Raw genomic sequence first — 6,234 nt, forward strand, 5'->3', positions numbered from 1 at the left:
GGGTGGGGGTGCCCTCCGCGAGGGCGCGCTCGCGCTCGGCCGTCATGTGGATCATCAGCTGGCGGGCCATGTCGCCGCGCTCGGCTCGGACGTCGGCCGGGAGGCCGTCCAGGCAGCGGTTGAGCCCTTCGACCGCGCGGGCCAGCACCGGCGAGGACAGGGACTCCTCCGCGAGGATCGCGCGCAGGGCCGGGTCGGTCATCACCTGGGCGCTGAACCGCGCGAACCACGTCGGCGACCCGAGCTCCTGCAGGTAGCTCGTCGACGGGCGGACCAGGCACGCCACCCAGTCGCGCAGCTCGCCCTCGCCGTCGATGGCGTCGACGAGCTCCTCGCGCAGCCGCTCGATCCGGCCGAAGTGCTTGCGGGCGATCGCGCGGACCAGGTCCACTTTGGTGCCGAAGTGGTAGTTGACCGCGGCGTTGTTGCCCTGCCCGGCCGCCTCGCTGATGTGCCGGTTGGACACCGCGTGCACCCCGTGCTCGGCGAACAACCGCTCCGCCGTCACCAGGATGCTTTCCCGCGTGGCACTCGCGCGATCCGCCTTGACGTTCATCCACCCACCCGGTCACCCCGACGTCCTGCCGGACCCCACCTTACGGATGCCGTCACCGGAGCCGTCCCAGCCACGCCCGGGCCACGCCCAGGTAGCGGCGGCTGAACCCGGTCGACGGCGCCCAGGCCTCGAACCCGTGGGGCCCGCCGGGCACGACGTGGAACGTCGTCTCGACGCCCGCCGACCGCAGGCGCCGGGCGTATTCGGCGGCCTCGTCGTGGAACAGGTCGATGTCGCCGACGCCGATCCAGGTGGCCGGCAGCCCGGTGACGTCGTCCCGGCGCGCGGGCACCGCGTAGAGCGGCACGATCGGCGCGCCGGGCTCGGTCCCGAGGTAGGAGCGCCAGCCGAAGCGGTTGAGCCGGTTGTCCCAGACCCGGTGCCCGGCGCCGTCGAGGTCGCGCCGGGCGGCGGTGCGGTCGTCGAGCATCGGGCAGAACAGCCACTGCGCCCGCGGCCGCTCGCCCTCGTCGTGCAGGCGCTGCACGAGCGCTGCCGCGAGCCCGCCGCCGGCACTCTGCCCGCCGACGACCACCCGCTCCGCGGCGACGTGCCCCCGCAGCCACGTCCAGGCGGCGTGGCAGTCGTCGAGCGCCGCCGGGTACGGGTCTTCGGGCGCGAGGCGGTACTCGGCCGACACGACGGTGATGCCGAGCTCGGCCGCCGTCGCGGCGCAGAACCGGTCGTCCTGGACGGCGCCGCCGATGACCAGGCCGCCGCCGTGGATCCACAGCAGCGTCAGGTCGGACCGGGACGTCCGCGGCCGGTACACGCGCAGGCCGGGGTGCCGTTCGACGGTGACGTCCGGCAGCGGCGGCGGCCGCATCCGCGCGGTCGCCGCCCGGACCAGGCGCCGCACCCAGGCCCGGTGCAGCGGCAGGCGCGGCATCCGCCGGACCCGGCCGCGCAGCTCGGGCGCCACCGCGGACAGCGCGGTCACTGCACCGACCAGCCGCCGTCGGACGGCAGCAGCGCGCCGTTGACGTTCACGCCGTCGTCGGCGAGCAGGAAGGTGATCGACGCGGCCAGCTGCTCGGCCGTGGCGATCGGCGGGATGAGGCCGAGGAACTCCCCGACCCGGCCCTGCCCGAACTCCGACGGCTCGGCGGGCATCCCCATGCCGGTCGCGACGCCGCCCGGCGCGACGGCGTTCACGCGGATGCCGTGCGGCCCGTACATGAACGCGCAGCTGCGGGTGATGCCGACGACGGCGTGCTTCGAGGCGGTGTAGGCGATCCCGGCGGCCGAGCCGCGCAGCGCCGCTTCCGAAGCGACGTTCACGATGGCGCCCGAACCCGCTTCCAGCATCGCCGGGACGACCGCGCGGATGAGCCGGAACGTCCCGTCGACGTTCACGGCGAAGACGCGCCGCCACAGCTCGTCGCGCACCTCGTGGGCCGGGGAGAAGTCGTCGACGACGCCCGCGACGTTGGCCAGCCCGTCGATCCGGGGCCCCGCGGCGGCGAGGATCCGCGCGACGTCGTCCTCGTCGGTGATGTCGGCCGCCACGGCGACCAGCTCCGGCGAGCCGACCTCGGCCGCGAACTCGTCCAGCCGGCCCGCCGAGACGTCGACCGCCACGACCCGGCCGCCTTCGCGGGCGATGCGCGACGCGGTGGCCCGGCCGATGCCGGAGGCGGCGCCGGTCACCACGACCGTCCGGCCCTCGAACCGGCCGGGCACGATCCGCTCGCGCCAGCCCGTGCGGCCGGCCCCGGGTGCCGGGGTCACCCCGTGGTTGGCCCGGGTCACCAGGTCGTCGACGACGTCCTGGGCGAGCCGCCCCTGGCTGAGGACGACCAGCTGCCGCAACGGCAGCAGGCGGACCGGCGCGAGGACGGTTTCGTCGACCCCCGCCTCGGCGAGCAGGGTGCGGATGAGCGGGCCGCCGTCGGGGTGGGCGACCCAGTCGCCGATCGGGCTGTCCGCGGTGAGCGGTTCCGTCGTGGTCATGGCGGCAGCGTACCCCAATTTAAGTCAAGCGCTTGAGTTAATTCACCGCCCGGGGTGAGTGGCGAGATCCCGGCGTCCCCTGGCCGTCGAGCCACTGGCTGCCCGGGCGGCCGGTTCCTAACGTCGGACTCCGTGATCGAGATCCTGGCGCCGATCCTCATCGGCCTCGCGTACGTCCTGCTCAACTCCCTGATCCCGGAGCGGCACCGGCAGCGGTTCAACGCCGTCATGGTCGGCGGCGCGGGTGCGGCCTACCTCTCCGGCGGCGCGCTCGGGCCGTGGGAGCTGGTGTTCTGCGCGGTGCTGACCTACGTCGCCTTCCGCGGGCTCGACTCGTGGACGTTCATCGGCGTCGGCTGGCTGCTGCACACCGGCTGGGACGTCCTCCACCACCTCAAGGGCCAGCCGATCCTGCCGTTCGCCCACGACTCGTCCTTCGGCTGCGCGATCTGCGACCCGGTCATCGCGATCTGGTGCTTCACCGGCGGCCGGTCGGTCCTCGCGTGGCGGCGGGTTGGCGCGCCACCGCCAGGGGTACCCGGATGACATGAGCGCCGAAGTCGAACGCGCCGCGCACGCCTACTGCCCTCGGTGCCACCCGGATCCCCGGCCGGGGGACGTGCTCCAGGCACTGTGCGGAGCCCGCCACCCGTACTACGGCCGCCGCGAGCGGCCGGTCAACACCTGCCCCGCCTGCGTGCAGCTGGCTTCGGCGAACGTCTACGCCTGCGGCCACCCCGGCGCCTGAGCAGCACGGCCACCACGGTCACGCCCAGCGCCATGGCGCAGCAACTGCGGTTCCCGCGCGAGAACGGGCTGGTCGCGCGGGAACGCTCCGAGCGCCAGGTGGGGTACCTGATCACGGCGCTCGGAGCGTTCCTGCTTTCGCCTTGGCTCAGCCCGCCAGCGAAGCCAGCGGCACCGCGAACACCGCACGGCCGCAAACCTGGTTCTTCGCCGCGCAGTCGGCGGTCGACCACTCGGACTGGGACCACACCAGGCCGGTCGACACGTCGTAGGTCAGCGCCTCCGGGTGGACCGCCCAGCAGGCCGTCGTGCCGGACTCGCAGGTCGCCGAACTGCTCTTCGCCGTCGTCTGGCTCCAGAGCTGGCCGTTGATCGTCGCCGAGCTGTGGGCCACGTAGTACTTGCCGTTGTTGGACAGCACGCCCTGCATGTTGCCCACCGAGCTGCGCAGCGCCTCGGTCGCGGCCACCGTGCCCGACGACGCCGCCAGCAGGTAGTCCGTGCCCATCGGGTAGCGGTAGAGGCGGCCGTGGAGGCTCTGGTCGGAGAAGTACTCCGTCGTCACGACGCTGGCCGGGGAGGTGCTGCGGTCCAGCGACATCGAGGAGAAGCACGGCACGCCGGTGTCGGACGACATGCTGCAGGTGCCGCCCGCGTAGGTGTAGTAGCCGACCTGCATCATCGCGTACTTGTAGGTGTAGGCGGCGTACCCGCCCGAGGTCTTGCCGATCGCGTTGCTGGTCGTGTCGGTCATCTGCAGGATGTGCTTGGTGCTGAAGACGCGGATGGCGGTCGAGGTGCTGCCTTCGGCCGTCACGTAGATCTTGTCGCCGTACCAGGCCATCCCGCCCATGTGGGCCTGCGCCGCGGAGAAGCTGGTGCCGGTGCTGTTCGGCACGCCCAGGTACATCATCCGGTACGACGGCTTGGCCGGGTCGTTGTAGTTGATCGCCTGGATCCGCGCGTCGTTGTAGCGGCCGAGCGCGTCGGTGCCGTGCCAGCCGGACAGGATGACCTTGTCGTCGCCCCACTTGCCGTCGTTGTCGGCGTCACCGGAGGTCGTGATGCCCTGGGGGCTCCACGTCGTCGTCCCGGCGCGGTCGGCGTCCCAGCACATCGCCTTGGTGGCCACCGGCGCCTTGGGCAGCGAGGCCTTTTCCGCGGTGGTGCAGCCGGTCATGTCGTAGCTGGGGTCGTTGACGACGGTGTTGAGGCTGACGTTCGGCAGCGCGCTGTCCAGCGCGGTCAGCGCGGCGGCCGGCGTCGCGTGCCACACCAGGTTCTGCTTGGTGGTCGTCGTCAGCGGGTCGCTGTAGGCGGCGCTCGCCGTCCCCGGCAAGGCCAGTGCACCGGCCGCCACGGCCAGCGCGAGGAGGATGACTTTCGGAGTTCGCATGGGAGCAGTACGCCAGCCGGCAATCCAAAATTCGTACACCGGCCTTGTACGCCGCTTGTACCGCCGGATCACTCCTCCCGCAGGTGCTCCGGGCTCGAGGTCCGCCACAGCGCCGGCAACGGCGACGACCACGGGACCGTCCACTGTGGAGAAACCGGGGGCCGGTGCACCGGGCGTCGTGCGGCGCAAGGCCGACCGCGCCCGGTCGGAGATCGTTCTCCAGCAACCCGGGGACCTGCGAAATCTCCTCCGGCTACCGCCCGAGCGCCTCGGCCAGAACCGCCCGCAGCGGCGTCGCCGGCCGGCCCAGCAATGCCTCGAGCTCCGGGCCGGCCGCGGCGAACTCACCACGCCGGGCCGCCCGGAACATCCCCAGCAGCAGCTCCGCCCGCTCCGCCGGGACCCCGTGCCCGACCAAACCGGCCGCCCAGGCGTCGTCGGAGACCACCACTCGCCGGACCGGGCGTCCGGTCAGGTCGGTCAGCAGGGCGGCGACCTCCTCGAGGTCCGAGGCCACCGGTGCGGTCAGCGGCGGCGTCGGGCCGTCGAAGCGGCCCTCCTCCGCGAGGATGATCGCCGCGGCTTCGGCGAGGTCGGCGTGCGCCGTCCAGGAGACCGGTCCGTCGGCCGGGGCGGCCAGCTCGCCGGTCTCCAGCGCGGCGCCCAGCAGAAGGGGCACCGTGGCGGCGTAGAAGCCGTTGCGGAGCGCGGTGAACGGCGCCCCTTCGAGCCGGCTCTCGGTCTCGGCGTGGTCCACCATGGGAGCGAACCGCGAATCACTCGCCGCGCCCTGGTGGCTGGTGTACAGGACGCGCTTCGCCCCCGCCGCGCGGGCGGCTTCGATCGCCGCCCCGTGGTGGGCCACCGCTTCGGCGCCCGTCTCGTCCGTCGAAACGACGAGGACCTGCGTCGCCCCCTCGAACGCCTCGGCGAGCGATTGCGGGTCGGCGAAATCGCCGCGCCGGACGCGGACTCCCCGCCCGGCGAGCTCCGCGGCCCGGCGGGGATCCCGGACGCTGACCCCGAGCTCCGCGGCCGGCACCCGTTCGAGCAGCCGGCCGGCGATCTGCGATCCGAGCTTCCCGGTTCCCCCGGTGACGATGATCATGGCGCACCCCTTCGCGATGTTTACACTGATACTAACCACGTTATCATCAGTGATATCAAGAAGGAGTTACCACCGGCATCACACGTGGAGCACCGCCGCGCCGTTCACCCGGTCCCCGGCCAGGTCGGTCAGGGCCCGGTCCGCCGCGTCGAGCGCGTAGGGCACCGTGCTGACCTCCAGGTGGTGGCGGCCGGCGAAGGCCAGGAACTCCCGCGCGTCGGCCCGGGTGTTCGCGGTGACGCTGCGCACCTGCCGTTCCTGGAACAGGTGCCGCTGGTAGTCCAGCCGCGGCACGTCGGACAGGTGGATGCCCGCGATGGCGAGGGTTCCGCCGCGGTCCAGCGCGGCCAGGGCCGGCCGCACCAGGTCACCGGCCGGCGCGAACAGGATCGCCGAGTCCAGCGGTTCCGGAGGCGGTGCGGCCGCCTCCCCCGCCGACGCCGCACCGAGCGCCAGGGCCAGCTCGCGGGCCGC

Annotated in this window: 7 protein-coding genes and 1 pseudogene; 2 read left to right on the forward strand and 6 right to left on the reverse strand. The window is 73.2% G+C overall.

Annotated features, from left to right (window positions below):
* The 3 genes from CCN39_RS47305 to CCN39_RS47315 form a co-directional block, all read right to left on the reverse strand.
* The coding region (locus tag CCN39_RS47305) for a TetR/AcrR family transcriptional regulator (protein WP_086853664.1) at window positions 1-556 on the reverse strand (556 nt) is incomplete at its 3' end.
* 52 nt (window positions 557-608) lie between these two features.
* Window positions 609-1,496 (reverse strand): alpha/beta hydrolase, encoded by an 888-nt coding sequence (locus tag CCN39_RS47310; RefSeq protein WP_244211341.1) that lies wholly within the window; start codon window positions 1,494-1,496, stop codon window positions 609-611.
* Window positions 1,493-2,509, reverse strand: coding sequence for an SDR family NAD(P)-dependent oxidoreductase (locus tag CCN39_RS47315; RefSeq protein ID WP_086853666.1), 1,017 nt, complete (start codon window positions 2,507-2,509; stop codon window positions 1,493-1,495). The genes CCN39_RS47310 and CCN39_RS47315 overlap by 4 nt, the downstream gene beginning before the upstream one ends.
* 132 nt (window positions 2,510-2,641) lie before the next feature.
* Between CCN39_RS47315 and CCN39_RS47320 the strand changes: the two genes are divergently transcribed.
* Together CCN39_RS47320 and CCN39_RS47325 are read left to right on the forward strand one after the other, a co-directional pair.
* A complete protein-coding gene (locus CCN39_RS47320; protein WP_086853668.1) occupies window positions 2,642-3,055 on the forward strand; it encodes a DUF6010 family protein in 414 nt (137 codons plus the stop codon).
* A gap of 1 nt (window position 3,056) precedes the next feature.
* Window positions 3,057-3,257, forward strand: a complete 201-nt coding sequence (locus tag CCN39_RS47325) for a hypothetical protein (RefSeq protein ID WP_086853670.1) — start codon at window positions 3,057-3,059, stop codon at window positions 3,255-3,257.
* 147 nt (window positions 3,258-3,404) lie between these two features.
* Here the strand turns inward: CCN39_RS47325 and CCN39_RS47330 are convergent, their stop codons facing one another.
* The 3 genes and pseudogenes from CCN39_RS47330 to CCN39_RS47340 form a co-directional block, all read right to left on the reverse strand.
* On the reverse strand, window positions 3,405-4,652 hold the full coding sequence (locus CCN39_RS47330) for a hypothetical protein (protein WP_086853672.1): 1,248 nt from the start codon (window positions 4,650-4,652) through the stop codon (window positions 3,405-3,407).
* Between the two features lie 253 nt (window positions 4,653-4,905).
* A complete protein-coding gene (locus CCN39_RS47335) occupies window positions 4,906-5,760 on the reverse strand; it encodes an NmrA family NAD(P)-binding protein (protein WP_086853674.1) in 855 nt (284 codons plus the stop codon).
* 78 nt (window positions 5,761-5,838) lie between these two features.
* A pseudogene (locus tag CCN39_RS47340) lies at window positions 5,839-6,234 on the reverse strand (alcohol dehydrogenase); the annotation flags it as partial.

The sequence above is a fragment of the Amycolatopsis kentuckyensis genome (genome assembly GCF_002155975.1).
Lineage (GTDB): Bacteria > Actinomycetota > Actinomycetes > Mycobacteriales > Pseudonocardiaceae > Amycolatopsis > Amycolatopsis kentuckyensis.

Bases quoted from the DNA above. Each gene is read 5' to 3' on its own strand.
- CCN39_RS47330 (WP_086853672.1), bottom strand. From the start codon at position 4,652: ATGCGAACTCCGAAAGTCATCCTCCTCGCGCTGGCCGTGGCGGCCGGT.
- CCN39_RS47325 (WP_086853670.1), top strand. From the start codon at position 3,057: ATGAGCGCCGAAGTCGAACGCGCCGCGCACGCCTACTGCCCTCGGTGC.
- CCN39_RS47335 (WP_086853674.1), bottom strand. From the start codon at position 5,760: ATGATCATCGTCACCGGGGGAACCGGGAAGCTCGGATCGCAGATCGCC.
- CCN39_RS47315 (WP_086853666.1), bottom strand. From the start codon at position 2,509: ATGACCACGACGGAACCGCTCACCGCGGACAGCCCGATCGGCGACTGG.